At 70.8% G+C, this 13,899-nt stretch carries 12 protein-coding genes, 1 pseudogene and 2 riboswitches; of the genes and pseudogenes, 11 read left to right on the forward strand and 2 right to left on the reverse strand.

What is annotated here, in order from left to right; translation table 11 throughout:
* Nucleotides 1-140 precede the first annotated feature (140 nt).
* Nucleotides 141-402 (forward strand): annotated as a pseudogene (locus ACFVXC_RS19440) (beta-L-arabinofuranosidase domain-containing protein); the annotation flags it as partial.
* A gap of 34 nt (nt 403-436) precedes the next feature.
* Here the strand turns inward: ACFVXC_RS19440 and ACFVXC_RS19445 are convergent.
* Entirely contained in the window at nt 437-1,192 is a 756-nt protein-coding gene (locus tag ACFVXC_RS19445) for a cell envelope biogenesis protein OmpA (RefSeq protein ID WP_389906646.1), read from the reverse strand.
* Nucleotides 1,193-1,516: 324 nt separating this feature from the next.
* Nucleotides 1,517-1,661: riboswitch (SAM riboswitch) on the reverse strand.
* A gap of 180 nt (nt 1,662-1,841) precedes the next feature.
* A riboswitch (SAM riboswitch) is annotated at nt 1,842-1,955 on the forward strand.
* Between the two features lie 110 nt (nt 1,956-2,065).
* On the opposite strand from ACFVXC_RS19445, the gene ACFVXC_RS19450 reads away from it, so the two are divergent.
* From ACFVXC_RS19450 to ACFVXC_RS19495, 10 genes are all read left to right on the forward strand, one after another.
* On the forward strand, nt 2,066-2,155 hold the full coding sequence (locus ACFVXC_RS19450; protein WP_344519751.1) for a putative leader peptide: 90 nt from the start codon (nt 2,066-2,068) through the stop codon (nt 2,153-2,155).
* 85 nt (nt 2,156-2,240) lie between these two features.
* Nucleotides 2,241-3,506 (forward strand): LLM class flavin-dependent oxidoreductase, encoded by a 1,266-nt coding sequence (locus tag ACFVXC_RS19455; RefSeq protein WP_389906647.1) that lies wholly within the window; start codon nt 2,241-2,243, stop codon nt 3,504-3,506.
* Nucleotides 3,507-3,523: 17 nt separating this feature from the next.
* Complete coding sequence (locus ACFVXC_RS19460) at nt 3,524-4,957, forward strand: NtaA/DmoA family FMN-dependent monooxygenase (protein WP_389906648.1); 1,434 nt, start codon at nt 3,524-3,526, stop codon at nt 4,955-4,957.
* A 15-nt stretch (nt 4,958-4,972) separates the two neighbouring features.
* Nucleotides 4,973-6,100: an LLM class flavin-dependent oxidoreductase gene (locus tag ACFVXC_RS19465; protein WP_389906649.1), complete on the forward strand. Its 1,128-nt coding sequence runs from the start codon at nt 4,973-4,975 to the stop codon at nt 6,098-6,100.
* A 390-nt stretch (nt 6,101-6,490) separates the two neighbouring features.
* Entirely contained in the window at nt 6,491-7,597 is a 1,107-nt protein-coding gene (locus ACFVXC_RS19470; RefSeq protein ID WP_389906650.1) for an LLM class flavin-dependent oxidoreductase, read from the forward strand.
* Nucleotides 7,594-8,463, forward strand: a complete 870-nt coding sequence (locus ACFVXC_RS19475; protein ID WP_389906651.1) for an ABC transporter permease — start codon at nt 7,594-7,596, stop codon at nt 8,461-8,463. Before ACFVXC_RS19470 ends, ACFVXC_RS19475 begins: the two co-directional genes overlap by 4 nt.
* A gap of 78 nt (nt 8,464-8,541) precedes the next feature.
* Nucleotides 8,542-9,582: an ABC transporter substrate-binding protein gene (locus tag ACFVXC_RS19480; RefSeq protein ID WP_389906652.1), complete on the forward strand. Its 1,041-nt coding sequence runs from the start codon at nt 8,542-8,544 to the stop codon at nt 9,580-9,582.
* Between the two features lie 58 nt (nt 9,583-9,640).
* Nucleotides 9,641-10,405, forward strand: coding sequence for an ABC transporter ATP-binding protein (locus ACFVXC_RS19485; RefSeq protein ID WP_389906933.1), 765 nt, complete (start codon nt 9,641-9,643; stop codon nt 10,403-10,405).
* 281 nt (nt 10,406-10,686) lie between these two features.
* A complete protein-coding gene (locus tag ACFVXC_RS19490) occupies nt 10,687-11,859 on the forward strand; it encodes a lactate 2-monooxygenase (RefSeq protein ID WP_389906653.1) in 1,173 nt (390 codons plus the stop codon).
* Nucleotides 11,856-12,833: a 2-hydroxyacid dehydrogenase gene (locus ACFVXC_RS19495; RefSeq protein ID WP_389906654.1), complete on the forward strand. Its 978-nt coding sequence runs from the start codon at nt 11,856-11,858 to the stop codon at nt 12,831-12,833. The genes ACFVXC_RS19490 and ACFVXC_RS19495 overlap by 4 nt, the downstream gene beginning before the upstream one ends.
* 100 nt (nt 12,834-12,933) lie before the next feature.
* Here ACFVXC_RS19495 and ACFVXC_RS19500 read toward each other — a convergent pair whose 3' ends face one another.
* Nucleotides 12,934-13,755 carry an endonuclease I family protein gene (locus ACFVXC_RS19500; protein ID WP_389906655.1) on the reverse strand — a complete coding sequence of 274 codons (822 nt, stop codon included), beginning with the start codon at nt 13,753-13,755 and terminating at the stop codon, nt 12,934-12,936.
* Nucleotides 13,756-13,899 lie beyond the last annotated feature (144 nt).

The raw sequence follows: 13,899 nt of genomic DNA on the forward strand, positions 1-13,899 counted from the left end.
CCCACCACCCGGCGCCGTCGGCCGATGATCGTCGAATCCCGACTGAAGAATTGACGTGCCCTTGTCACGGTCATGCTTTCTGGTCGGCGGTTCACCGCCCTGGAGTCGATGACGAGCGGTGCCCACACCAAGATGGGCGCACCCTGCAACGCATGTGGGGCATCTTCTCCAGCGGGAGTTCGGCGGCATCGTCGAGGCGATCAGCGCGTGCGCCGCGGGCGGCGACGCCCTCGACGGGCCGCACGCCAACCAGCACAACCCCATCTTCACGGGACTGCTGCGGCTCTACGACGAGACGGAGGAGCGCCCCCACCTCACCGCCGCCAAGAACTTCTGGGCATGGTCGTGCCGACCCGTATGTACGGCATCGGCGGCACAAGCACCGGCGAGTTCTGGAAGGCGCCCGGAAGGTGGTGCGCACGGTGAAAAAGGCTTCCTACACGAGGTGATAGGGGTGGTTGGCATGGAAGGCCGGGTGGTCGTGCAGGCGGCGCGCGTAGGCGCGCACGTGGGGCTGGGAGCCGGGCGACTCAGCCGCGTCCGGGGTGAGGTGGACGAGCCTCGCCCACAAGTCCACGTCCGCTGCCGTGAGTTCGTCGCCCACGAGGTAGGAGTGGGCGGCAAGACGGCAGTCGATCCTGTCCAGTGTCGCGGGGGCGAGCGGCCCGGCGAGTAGCTCGTGCCAGGTGTCGATCCGTGCTGCCAAGGCCGGTCGGCGCAGGACGGGCAGCGGGCCGCTGCCGTGTGCGGCAAGGCGGCACGCCAAGTCGCGCAGGATGTCCGGGGTGTGGTTGCTGACGACGTGACCGCTCCACCGGTCGCACAGGGCGGGAACGGTCAGCGGCCCTTCGAAGCGGTGCTCGGTGGCCTCGTAATAGCGGTGCAGCGAGTCGAGCGCGGCGGCGGTGTGCGGTGCCAGGAGGGTGGTGGTGACCGATTCCCTGAGGCCGAGCAGGTCGAGGGTGATCGAGACGCGCAAGGAGTCCGGACATTCTGCCGAGAGATACAGGTGGTAGCGGTGGGGCGCCGGGTAGAAGCCGCCCGCCACGTCGTCGCCGATGCGGCTGCGGATCGGCGCGAAAGAGGCGGCGCGTGGGCCGGTGTCGCGCGGAGCGCATGAATCCGCGTAGGAAGTCAGGTGGGAAGCAGGGCGGGAGACGGTACGGGAACGGTGCGACGTGATCTCGGGCATGGCTCTCCAAGGAGGGCAGGGGCGCCGACCGGCGGCACGCACGGGGCCGGTGACACAGCGGGGAAGAGGAGGGATCCGTGGCCACAGCGGGCCGCAGTGATGAGGCTTCCTGTCCGGAGGCGTCGCTGGTGTGGGAACGCCGCGCGGACATCAGACAGCTGGCACCGAGGCGCTGCACACGCGCAGCAGGTCGATGTGCAGACGTCTGGTCAGGACGCGAGGGCGGGGCCGGGGCGCGGACAGGAGAGGCCGCTGGATGCTGTTCCCCTCACCGACCGCCCTGGACATGTCCACCAGCCCTGCCGTCGAGGCCCGTTGTACCCGGGGCCGCGCTTGCCCCGCCGCCACGGCGGGACCCGGTCGTCACCCGGGGCACCCCGTCGCGGAGGAAGGGTTGCCCGCCAGCGGGCCGGGGCCGATGACCCGCTCGGGCAGGAACGCTGCCGGGCGGGCGCTGACAATCGTGACCGTCCCCGGAAGTTTGAGTCCGGGGGCCCGGCTCCGTCAAGAAGGCCCGCACCAGGAACAGACGGAGTGGTCCGGTGGTTGACTTGACGGAGACAGGCGACGAGGCACGTACGACGATGTGAGAACGCCCATGATCCACGGGCATTGCGCACCGCTACGACCTCACGTAACGTCCCGAGCAGGTTACGAGTGTCAGCGTCAAGCCCTGGCTTGCTGACCGGCAACCCTCCCACGCGGCGGGGTGCTCCAGGTGAGGACCAGGCGGGGCCCGTCCAGGGTTCCGCAAGCGCGAGACCGGCGAGGCCCCAGGCCCGCCGAGTCGGAAGGGCGGAGGTGACGGACGTGCCACCTGTGTCAGCTGTACCGCCCCTGTCGCCCATGCCGCTCCCGCCCGCCCCGCGCGTCATGGTGATCGCCCCGAGCCGCCAGGTGCATCTCTACTCCCGGCCGCACATCGATCTGCAGCGTGTCGCCGGCGCGCTCTGTCGTTCCTGACCCGTCACCCCGCCGCCGCACCCTCGGATCCGAGGGGCCGGTGTTCTCGTACGGTCGTACGGTCGATCAGGAAGGCACACCTTTCGTGTCGTCATCACCTTCGCTGCCCCATTCATCTCATTCCTCCGCTTCTTCCGCCGACTCCGCCACTTCGCTGCACCTCGCCGTCGCGCTCGACGGCGCGGGCTGGCACCCGGCCGCTTGGCGCGAACCGGTGGCCCGCCCGGGCGAGTTGCTCACCGCCCGATACTGGGCCGATCTGGTCACCGAGGCCGAACACGGCCTGCTCGACTTCGTGACGATCGAGGATGGGCTCGGCCTCCAGTCATCCCACTTCACCGAGCCCGACGGACGCACGGATCAGGTACGCGGGCAGCTCGACGCCGTGCTCATCGCCGCCCGTGTCGCCCCGCTGACCAGCCACATCGGACTCGTGCCGACGGTGGTGGCCACGCACACGGAGCCCTTCCACATATCCAAGGCGATCGCCACGCTCGACTACGTCAGCGCGGGCCGCGCGGGCGTACGGGTGCAGGTGTCAGCACGCCGTAACGAGGCCGCGCACTTCGGGCGCCGCACGCTTCCCGCCCTTGAGGCCGTCGAGGACCTCGGCAGGCCGGACGTACGGGAACTGACCCTCGACCTCTTCGACGAGGTGGCCGACTACGTCGAAGCCGTGCGTCGGCTCTGGGACAGCTGGGAGGACGACGCGGAGATCAGGGACGTCGCCACCGGCCGCTTCGTCGACCGCGACAAACTGCACTACATCGACTTCGAGGGCAAGCACTTCAGCGTCAAGGGCCCCTCGATCACCCCACGGCCACCACAGGGCCGTCCCGTCGTCAGCGCGCTCGCCCACGAGACCCCGACCGAGGCCCCGTTCCGGCTCCTCGGCCGCTCCGCCGACATCGGATACGTCACCCCGCGCGACGCCGGGCACGCACGCGACATCGTCACGGCGGTCCGCGGCGAACAGGACACCGCCGGGCGGGCCGACGAGCCCCTCCACCTCTTCGGCGACCTGGTGGTGTTCCTCGACGACGATCCGGCCGCCGCCGCGGACCGCCGGGAGCGTCTGGACGCCCTCGCAGGGCACCCGTACACCAGCGACGCCCGTGTGTTCACCGGCACGCCCTACCAACTCGCCGACCTGCTCCTGGAGTTGAGCCGGTCCGGACTCACCGGCTTCCGGCTGCGCCCCGCCGTCGCCGGCCACGACCTCCCGGCGATCACCCGGGGCCTGGTGCCGGAACTCCAGCGCCGCGGCGCCTTCAGGCGCGCGTACGAAGCCGACACCCTGCGCGGTCTCCTCGGCCTCGCCCGCCCCACGAGCCGCTACGCCACCGCCTGAGCCGGAAGGAACCCGACATGAGCAAGTCACCGGACAAGCCGCTCAAGCAGATCCACCTCGCGGCACACTTCCCCGGCGTCAACAACACCACCGTATGGAGCGACCCCGAGGCCGGGAGTCACATCGAGTTCAGCTCCTTCGCGCACTTCGCTCGGACCGCCGAGCGTGCCAAATTCGACTTCCTTTTCCTCGCCGAGGGGCTGCGGCTGCGCGAACAGGGCGGGGAGATCTACGACTTGGACGTCGTCGGACGCCCCGACACCTTCACCGTGCTCACCGCGCTCGCCGCCGTCACCGAACACCTCGGCCTTACCGGCACCATCAACTCCACCTTCAACGAGCCTTACGAGGTGGCCCGCCAGTTCGCCAGCCTCGACCACCTCTCGGGCGGGCGCGCCGCCTGGAACGTCGTGACCTCCTGGGACGCCTTCACCGGCGAGAACTTCCGGCGCGGCGGGTTCCTCCCGCAGGAGGAGCGGTACTCCAGGGCGAAGGAATTCCTCAGCACGGCGGGCGAGCTCTTCGACTCCTGGCGCGGGGACGAGATCGTCGCCGACCAGGGGACCGGCACGTTCCTGAGTGACGCCAAGGCGGGCGCCTTCGTCCATCAGGGGCAACACTTCGACATCCAGGGGCAGTTCAACGTCCCGCGCAGTCCACAGGGGCGACCTGTCATCTTCCAGGCCGGTGACTCGGAGGAGGGGCGCGAGTTCGCTGCCGAAGGCGCGGACGCGATCTTCAGCCGGTACAGCACGCTCAAGGAAGGGCAGGCGTTCTACACGGACGTCAAGGGCCGCCTGGCCCGTCACGGCCGCACCCACGACCAGCTGCTCATCCTGCCCGCGGCGACCTTCGTCCTCGGGGACACGGATGCCGAGGCGGAGGAGCTCTCCCGGGAGGTGCGGCGCCGCCAGGTCAGCGGCGCCACGGCGATCAAGCACCTGGAGTTCGTCTGGAACCGCGACCTCTCCGCGTACGACCCGGAGGGCCCGCTGCCCGACATCGATCCGGACGTCGGCGAGCACACCATCGCCCGCGGGCGTGCCCAGGTGCGGATGTACCGCGACCCGCTGGCCACGGCTCGGGAGTGGCGCGAGCTCGCGGCCGCGAACAAGTGGTCCATCCGTGACCTCGTCATCGAGACCGGCAGTCGTCAGTCCTTCGTCGGCTCCCCGGCCACCGTCGCCGAGACGATCAACTCCTTCGTCCAGGCCGACGCGAGCGACGGCTTCATCCTCGTTCCGCACATCACCCCCGGCGGCCTCGACGCCTTCGCCGACACCGTGGTCCCGCTGCTCCAGGAACGGGGCGTCTTCCGCACGGAGTACGAGGGCACCACCCTGCGCGACCACCTCGGCCTGGCGCACCCCGACGCCGACGCGGACGCCGGGGCGCGCTTCCCCGAACCCGCTTCCCTGCCCACGCCCGTGCCCGCGTCGGCCGACCACTGAGGAGGATCACCGCCCATGTCAACCATCCCGCTCGGCGTCCTCGACCTGGTCCCGATCTCGTCCGGCTCCACCGCGACCCTGGCGCTGCGCAACTCCATCGACCTGGCCCGGCAGACTGAGCGTTTCGGGTACGCCCGCTACTGGTTCGCCGAGCACCACCTCAACCCGGGTGTCGCGGGCACATCACCCGCGGTCGTCCTCGCCCTGACCGCCGCCGAGACCTCGACGATCCGGCTCGGGGCAGGAGCGGTGCAGCTCGGTCACCGCACCGCGCTCTCCACGGTCGAGGAGTTCGGCCTGATCGACGCGCTGCATCCCGGGCGCCTCGACCTGGGCCTGGGCCGCTCCGGCGGCCGACCGCCGGGTACACCCGCCGCCACGCCGCCGACCGCGACGCCCGTCGTCGACGGCCGCGCGCCAGGCGGGCTGCGCATCCCTGCACGCTTCTCCTACGAGCACCTGCTCGGCTCACCCCGCGTCGCCCTCCAGCGCAAGCTGCTCCAGCAGCCGCACGCCGAGTCGCAGGACTACGGGGAGCAGGTCGACGACATCCTGGCGCTGCTCGCGGGAACGTACCGCTCCGACGACGGCATCGAAGCGCATGTCGTGCCCGGCGAGGGCGCCGACATCCAGGTGTGGATCCTGGGCAGCAGCGGCGGCCAGAGCGCCGACGTCGCCGGTCGGGGCGGCCTGCCCTTCGCCGCGAACTACCACGTCAGTCCGGGCACGGTGCTTGAAGCCGCGGAGGGTTACCGCGCCGCGTTCAAACCCTCCGACGTACTCGACAAGCCCTATGTCAGCGTCTCCGCGGACGTCGTCGTCGCCGAGGACGACGAGAGGGCCCGCGAACTCGCCGAGGGTTACGGCCCATGGGTCCGCAGCATCCGCACGGCCGAGGGCGCCATCCAGTACCCGACGCCGGAAGAGGCACGCCGCCACAACTGGACCGACGCCGACCGGGCGCTGGTCCAGGACCGTACCGAGACCCAGTTCACGGGTTCCCCCGGGCGCGTGGCGGACCTCCTGGAACAGCTCCAAGAAGCCACTGGGGCGGACGAGTTGCTCATCACCACCATCACCCACGGCCACGCCGACCGGGTGCGCTCCTACGAACTGCTCGCCGAGGAGTGGCGCCGCAGGTGACTTGTCCGTCCGCCGGGCGTCCCCACGTCCGGCGGACGGACTGCCCTGTCCACATGGCGGAACCCGCTTGTCGGTCGCACGGCGCCCGGTCAGGATGCAGGCATGAACCCCGCCCTCGTATCCCGTCGCCACGTGGACCTTCTGCGTGTCTCGGCGATGCTGTGTCGGGCCGTCTCCTGTTGTCGCGCGGCCTGTTGCTGAGCGCTCCACCGAGCCTTCGCACCCCTGCACGCGGCTGACTCCGCACGCCGCTGACGCCGTCATTCGACCGGTCGTCGGCCGCCGCACCTGACTCCTTCCTCAGCCCTGGACATCCGGGCATCCCGGCACGTCCCCGCGCCCGGCGCGGGGCGGCCCGCCCGTGTCCGCTCCCTTCCGAGGTGCCCCAGCATGTCCTCCCCTGCCGCCCCCGTGCTGCACTGGTTCCTGCCCACCGGCGGCGACGGCCGCGACCCCGGTGGTGTCACCGCCGTTCAGGGCCGCACCGCCACCGCGACCCGGCGCGGCGCCGACCTCGGGTATCTCGCCCAAGTCGCCCGCGCGGCCGAGCAGTCGGGCTTCGCCAAGCTGCTGACCCCCGTGGGGCTGGGCTGTGTGGACCCCTGGGTGCTCACCCCGGCCGTCGCCGCGGTCACCGAGCGGATCGGCTTCCTCGTCGCCTTCCGCTCCGGTCTCGCCCGGCCGACGCTGATCGCCCAGCAGGCCGACACCTTCCGCCGCCTGTTCGGCGACCGCATCGCACTGAACGTGGTCACCGGCGGCGACCCGGCCGAACAGCGGGCGTACGGCGACCACCTGGCCAAGAGTGAGCGGTACGTCAGGACCGGTGAACTCATGCAGGTGGTGCGCGAGTTGCTCGACGGCAAACCGGTCGACCTCGACGGCCGTCATGTGCGGGTGGAAGGCGCCCGGCTCGACACGTCCGACTCGGCGCCACACATCCCCCTCTACTTCGGCGGCGCATCGCCGGCCGCCGAGGAGGTCGCGGCACGCCATGCCGAGGTGCAGTTGCTGTGGGGCGAGCCCCCGGCCGCGCTCGCCGAACGCATCGCCAGGGTGCGGGGCAAAGCCGCGCTCCTTGGCCGCACCCTGAGCTTCGGCCTCCGGCTCCACGTCATCACCCGCGACACCGCCGCCGAGGCATGGGCGGAGGCCGACCGCATCCTCGCCGGGCTCGATCCCGTGGCGGTCCGGGCCTCCCAGGAGCGCTTCGCCCGCATGGACTCCACCGGGCAGGCCCGGATGACCGCCCTGCACGGCGGATCGGCCGGGAACCTGACCGTCGCGCCCAACCTGTGGGCGGGCATCGGACTCGTCCGCGAAGGCGCGGGCACCGCGCTGGTCGGTTCGCACGACGAAGTGGCCGAGCGCCTCTTCGAGTACCGGCGGCTCGGCATCGACGAGTTCATCCTGTCCGGCTACCCGCACCTCGAAGAGGCCTACCGGGTCGGCGAAGAAGTCGCTCCCCGGCTGCGGACACTCACGGAGGCGGCGTGACCCTGCTCAAGAACACAGAAGCGCCCACGGAGCCCGCAGGCGTGGCCGCTCGGCGGCCGGTACGGCGTGGGTGGGCCACGGCGGCGCCCCTGCGCTGGACGGCACTGCGGCTCCTGGCGCTCGGCGTGCTCCTCGCCGCCTGGCAGGCGGTGGTCGCGGCGGATGTCTGGCCGCGCGTGCTCGTCCCGTCCCCCGGGGACGTCTGGCACGCCTTCGTGCAGGCTTCGACCGTCCACGACGGGGTGCGCGGCTTCAGCGGACATCTGCTCATCGAGCACCTGGCCGTCTCGCTGCGCCGGATCGGCATCGGCACCGCGTACGCGGCCCTCGCGGGCATCCCGCTGGGACTGCTGATCGCAGTGGTGAAACCGCTCGCGGTGGTCCTGGAACCGGCCGTCACCTTTCTCCGTACGCTGCCTCCGCTGGCGTACCTCTCCCTCCTCGTCATCTGGTTCGGCATCGACGAGACCCCGAAGATCTGGCTGCTGGTCATCGCCGCTCTGCCGCCCATCGCGGCGGCCACCGCGGCCGCGGTCCGCGGGGTGCCGGGCGACTTGGTGGAGGCCGCGCGGGCGCTGGGTGCGGGACCCGTGGTGCTGCTGTTGTCCGTGCGTCTGCCTGCCGCCCTGCCGGAGATCCTCACCGGGGTACGGATCGCGGTCGGCATCGCCTACACCTCGGTCGTCGCCGCCGAGACGGTCAACGGAGTGCCCGGCATCGGCGGCATGATCCGTGACGCCCAGCGCTACAACCAGACCGATGTCGTCATCGCCGGGATCATCGCCATCGGCATCTCCGGGATTCTTCTCGACGCGATGTTCAAGGGGGTGGAGCGGGTGGCGGTGCCGTGGCGCGGCCGCGTCTGACGTCCGACTCGCCCCGCACCCCCGACTTCCCTCCCCTTCCCGGGCCGCCCGCTCCACGTCAACGTACGAAGGACTGTCATGCACTCACGCATCCGCCGCACCACCCTCCTCGCCTCGGCCTGCGCCCTGCTCGCCCTGAACGCGACCGCTTGCGGCGACGGCGGCGACGACGCCGGATCCGCCGGCGGAAAGACCCAGGTCCGCATCGCGTACCAGGCGATACCCAATGCCGATCTGGTGGTCAAGAACCACAAGCTTCTGGAGAAAGCGCTCCCGGACGCCGAGGTGAAGTGGGTGAAGTTCGACTCGGGCGCGGACGTCAACACGGCGGTGATCGCCGGGGCGGTGGACTTCGCGCTGGCCGGATCGAGCCCGGTCACCAAGGGGCTCTCGGCGCCGCTGAACATTCCGTACAAGGTGCTGTGGATCCATGACCTGATCGGTGAGAACGAGGCGCTCGTCGCCAAGAAGGGCGTCACGTCCGTCAAGGCCCTCAAGGGCAAGAAGATCGCCACGCCCTTCGGATCCACCTCGCACTACTCCCTCCTCGCGGCCCTCGACGACGCCGGTCTCAAGGCCTCCGACGTGAAGCTGGTCGACCTCCAGCCGCAGGACGCGCTCGGTGCCTGGCAGCGGGGTGACATCGACGCCGCGTACGTGTGGACGCCCAGCCTCACCGAGCTGGAGAAGGGCGGCAAGGTGCTTGTCACCAGCCGTGAGGTCGCCGAGCGGGGCAAGCCCACCGCCGACCTGGGCGTAGTCACCGACGCGTTCGCGGCCGAGCACCCGAAGATCGTGGACGCCTGGCTCACGGCGCAGGACAAGGCCGTCAAGCTGGCCAAGAGCGACCCGGGCAAGGCGGCCGAGGCCATCGGCGCCGAGCTGAATCTGAGCCCCGATGACGGCAAGAGGCAGCTCGCCCAATTGGTGCTGCTCACCGCGGAGCAGCAGCGGGGAGCCGACTATCTCGGCAAACCCGGTGCGCCGGGCGCACTGGCCGGGAACCTGTATGACGCGGCCGTCTTCCTCAAGGGGCAGAAGGCCATCGACAAGGTCCCGGGCCGGTCGGCCTTCGAGAAGGACCTCGCGGTGAAGGAGCTGTCCCGTGCCGCGGGCTGAGACCGGGTCGGACCCGGCCGACATCGAACTGCCCGACATCGAACTGCCTGACAACGAACTGCCCGACAACGAACACCCCGACATCGAACTGTCCGGCGTCAGCGTCCGCTACGGCACGGCCAAGACCCTCGTGACGGCGGTCTCCGACGTGTCCCTGGCGGTGCGGCCCGGCGAGTTCGTGGTGCTCGTCGGCCCCTCCGGGTGCGGCAAGACGACGCTGCTTCGCCTGGTGGCCGGCTTCGAGCGACCCGCCACGGGGACGGTGCAAGTGCGCCGGAAGGTCGGTGTCGTCTTCCAGCAGCCGCGCCTCTTCCCCTGGCGCACGGTGGGCGGGAACCTCTCCTTCGCACTGGCACGGCACGGTCTCGTACGAGCCGAACGCGCGTCCCGAGTAAAGGAGTTGCTGTCCCTGGTCGGACTGCCGGGCATGGCCGGGCGCCGTACCTGGGAACTCTCGGGCGGACAGCGGCAGCGCGTGGCCATCGCGCGGGCCCTGGCCACCGAACCGCAGATCCTCCTCATGGATGAGCCGTTCGCCGCCCTGGACGCGCTCACCCGCGAACGCCTGCAGGAGGAGGTCAGGACGCTGGCGGCGGTCACGGGAACGACCGTCCTGTTCGTCACGCACTCGGCGGAGGAGGCCGTCCTCCTCGGCTCCCGGGTCCTGGTGATGGCGGCGGGGCCGGGGCGCGTGATCGACGAGGTGGAGGTCCCGCTGCCGCGAGCGGCGACGACCGACGTGGCCGCCCTGCGCGGCGCGCCCCGGTTCGCGGCCCTGCGCGCCGAACTCGCGACCGCCACGCGGAACGCGGCGGTTGCCTGACACCTCACACCTGACACCTCACACCTGACATCGGCAGTTGTCCGTTCCGGCCCCGAGCACGATCGTGTGTGCGGGCGATGTCCGGCGTGAGGCGCCGCCAAGGGTCCGGGGGACCGCGGGATGTGATGTCCGGTACGAGGTGGCGCTGGTCGCGGTCGACGAAGGGCGACCATGGACGGGGCTTGTCACCGTCCTGCCACTGTGGCAAGGATCGTCGGGTAGACAGTGCTCTTTGACGCTGCCTCACGCAGTCTCAACGGATACCGGACGGGACCCCTCACATGACGACGCCGAACTGGGCGGACTTCCAGTACGAGATCTATCTCAACGGCATGACTGGTGCCGTGCCCCGGCTGCCCACCGACCTGACCCGCCTGGAGGAGCTGACCGAGCAGCGGCTCGGCCCGGGCCCCGTCGGCTATGTATCCGGCAGCGCGGGCAACGGCAGCACCGCACGCGCCAACCGCGCGGCACTGGAGCGGCGCCGGATCGTGCCGCGCATGCTGCGGGACGTACACGAACGCGATCTGTCCGTGGAGGTGCTCGGCCACCGGCTGCCCGCGCCGCTCGCTCTGGCGCCCGTCGGCGTTCTGTCGATCATGCACCCGGAGGGCGAGTCCGCCGCCGCCCGCGCGGCAGCGGCCCGCGGCGTCCCGTACATCCTGTCCTCGGCCTCCAGCACGCCCATGGAGCAGGTCGCCAAGGAGATGGGGGACGCGCAGCGCTGGTTCCAGCTGTACTGGGCCAAGGACCGCGACGTCACCAAGAGCTTCCTGGACCGTGCGAAGGCCTCGGGCTTCACCGCGCTCGTCGTCACGCTCGACACCCCGCTCCTCGCCTGGCGGCCGCGCGACCTCGACCAGGCGTACCTGCCCTTCCTGCACGGAGTTGGCACCGCCAACTACTTCAGTGATCCCGCGTTCCAGGCCGGCCTCGCCAAGCCGGTGCACGAGGACCCGAACGCGGCCGTGACGCACTTCGTCGGCATGTTCGCCGACCCCGCGAAGACCTGGCCGGACCTGGCGTTCCTGCGCGAGAACTGGGACGGCCCGATCGTGCTCAAGGGCGTCCTGCACCCGGACGACGCGCGCCGCGCCGCCGACGCGGGCATGGACGGGGTGGTGGTCTCCAACCACGGTGGCCGCCAGGTCGCGGGCTCCGTCGCGGCCGCCGACGCCCTGCCCCGCGTGGTGGCGGCGGTCGGCGACCGGCTCAGCGTCCTGTTCGACAGCGGCATCCGCACCGGCGACGACATCTTCAAGGCGCTCGCCCTCGGCGCCCGGGCGGTGCTCGTGGGACGGCCGTACGCCTACGGGCTCGGCCTCGACGGCCAGGCGGGCGTCGACCACGTGATCCGCTGTCTGCTCGCCGAACTCGACCTCACCCTCGCCCTGTCCGGACACGCGGGGCCCGCCACCCTCACCCCCGACGACCTGATCGAGGAGACCGCATGACCACCGTGAAGAACGTCCTGGCCATCGTCTCGCCCCACGTGGGCGGCCGCGCGGCGGGCGGCGCTCTCGCCGGGCTGCTTCCCGCGTCGGCGCACGTCACCGTCGTCGAGTCGGCCGACGAGGACCCCGCGGCCCTGCGCGCGGCGCACGTCATCGTCACCGGCCTCGCGCCCGTCACCGCCGAGCACATCGCCGCGGCGCCGGACCTCGAAGTCGTCCAGTGCGCTAGCCACGGCTTCGACTACGTCGACGTGGACGCGGCGCGCGCACGCGGCATCCACGTCTGCTCGATCGGTTCGAGCGGCGCCGAGAAGCAGAACGTCGCCGAGCAGACGTTCGCCCTCATGCTCGCCCTCGCCAAGCAGCTGATCCCGGCGCACACCGCCCTCACCGCGGCCGACTGGGCGCTCCCGCGCCTCCAGCAGTCCATCACCGAGCTCTCCGGCAAGACCCTGGGAATCGTCGGACTCGGCCACATCGGCGAGGAAGTCGCCCGCCGCGCGGTCGTGTTCGACATGAGCGTCGTCTACGCCGGGCCGAGGCGGGCGGCAGCGGAGAAGGAGGCCCGCCTCGGCGGCGCACGCCACGTCGGACTCGACGAACTGCTCCGCACGTCCGACTACGTCTCGCTGCACGCCCCGCTCACGGAGGAGACCCGCAACCTCCTGGACGCCGAACGCCTCGCCCTCCTGAAGCCGACGGCGTTCGTCATCAACACCTCGCGGGGCGCACTCATCGACCAGGACGCCCTCGCCGACGCGCTGACGGCCGGCACGCTGGCCGGGGCCGGCATCGACGTCTTCGACCCCGAGCCGCCCACCGCGGCCCTGCGCCTGCTGAGGGCGCCGAACGTGGTGCTCTCACCGCATGTCGCGGGCGTCACCCGCGAGACGCTCGTCCGCATCGGCCTCGCGGCGATCCAGAACGTCGCAGGACACCTGGAGGGCAAGCCGCTCGGCGACATCGTCTCCTGACGTCCTGACGTCCTGACGTCCTGACGGCCATGGGGTCACGGGGGTGTGGCAGCGCCCGAGGAGGGCGCTGCCACAACCTGCCTCAACAGCCGTCCCTGCTCTACCAGATCGACTCGACCCACTCGGGGTGGTCGACGAACGGGTTCCGGTTGTGCTGGAACTTGTCGAAGATGACCTGGTTGCGGTTCTTCTCGAACGTGTCCGGCGGGTCCTCGTCGCTCCACTGCTTCAGTACGGACAGGCGCCCGATCGCGGGGGCACTGCCGTTGGAGACCTTGTCGTTGGGCTCCAGGTCGGCGAAGCCGTCCTCGCCGTCGTAGCGCACGGCCATGTAGAGGATCATGCGGGCCACGTCGCCCTTGACGGCGTCACGGGGCTCGAAGGAGTCGGAGTCGGTGTTGTTGCCCGGCGCCTCACCGACCGCGCTGCCGCCGTTGTCGAAGTCCTTGTTGCCACGGACGCTGTTGACCGAGACGTCCTCAGGGCGCAGGTGGTGGATGTCGGTGCCGGGACCGGTCGAGGTGCCGAAGTCGCCGTGGGACTTGGCCCACACGTGCTCACGGTTCCACTGGTCCGGGTCGCCGCCGTTGCTGTCCTTGCTCTGCGAGCGGCCGGTGTAGAGCAGGATCACGTTGCCGCTGTTGTCCGGGTCCTGATCGGTGACCTTGAGCGCGTCCCAGACCTGGCTGTACGACAGTTTGGTCTGGTCGCTGATGATCGTGTGCAGGGCGCTCTTCAGCTCCGGACCGGTCTTGCCGAGCGCGTCCTTGTAGTACGTGTCGTCATAGGCGCCGGCGGATGCGGCCGACGGCGTGGGGGCCGTGGTCGCGGCGTCGGCGGCGGCCGGGACGGTGATCCCGACGAGGAGCGCGGCGGCCGTCATGGCCAGTGGTTTCCAGCGACGTATGTGAGGGACGGGCATGTGGGGGTGTCCTCTCCCGGAGACTCGCGCACCGCGGATCCCTCCAACAGGACCGCCGTTCTACGCGAGTTGACAAGTGGGTAAACCGGAGAGTGGCACGGGTGGGCGCATCACTGTATGAACGTTGTGCGTCGAGTCTGTGAC

The sequence above is a fragment of the Streptomyces sp. NPDC058257 genome, assembly GCF_042881845.1.
GTDB lineage: Bacteria > Actinomycetota > Actinomycetes > Streptomycetales > Streptomycetaceae > Streptomyces.

Bases quoted from the DNA above. Each gene is read 5' to 3' on its own strand.
- ACFVXC_RS19490 (WP_389906653.1), top strand. From the start codon at position 10,687: ATGACGACGCCGAACTGGGCGGACTTCCAGTACGAGATCTATCTCAAC.
- ACFVXC_RS19470 (WP_389906650.1), top strand. From the start codon at position 6,491: ATGTCCTCCCCTGCCGCCCCCGTGCTGCACTGGTTCCTGCCCACCGGC.
- ACFVXC_RS19445 (WP_389906646.1), bottom strand. From the start codon at position 1,192: ATGCCCGAGATCACGTCGCACCGTTCCCGTACCGTCTCCCGCCCTGCT.
- ACFVXC_RS19465 (WP_389906649.1), top strand. From the start codon at position 4,973: ATGTCAACCATCCCGCTCGGCGTCCTCGACCTGGTCCCGATCTCGTCC.
- ACFVXC_RS19450 (WP_344519751.1), top strand. From the start codon at position 2,066: ATGGTGATCGCCCCGAGCCGCCAGGTGCATCTCTACTCCCGGCCGCAC.
- ACFVXC_RS19500 (WP_389906655.1), bottom strand. From the start codon at position 13,755: ATGCCCGTCCCTCACATACGTCGCTGGAAACCACTGGCCATGACGGCC.
- ACFVXC_RS19480 (WP_389906652.1), top strand. From the start codon at position 8,542: ATGCACTCACGCATCCGCCGCACCACCCTCCTCGCCTCGGCCTGCGCC.
- ACFVXC_RS19495 (WP_389906654.1), top strand. From the start codon at position 11,856: ATGACCACCGTGAAGAACGTCCTGGCCATCGTCTCGCCCCACGTGGGC.
- ACFVXC_RS19460 (WP_389906648.1), top strand. From the start codon at position 3,524: ATGAGCAAGTCACCGGACAAGCCGCTCAAGCAGATCCACCTCGCGGCA.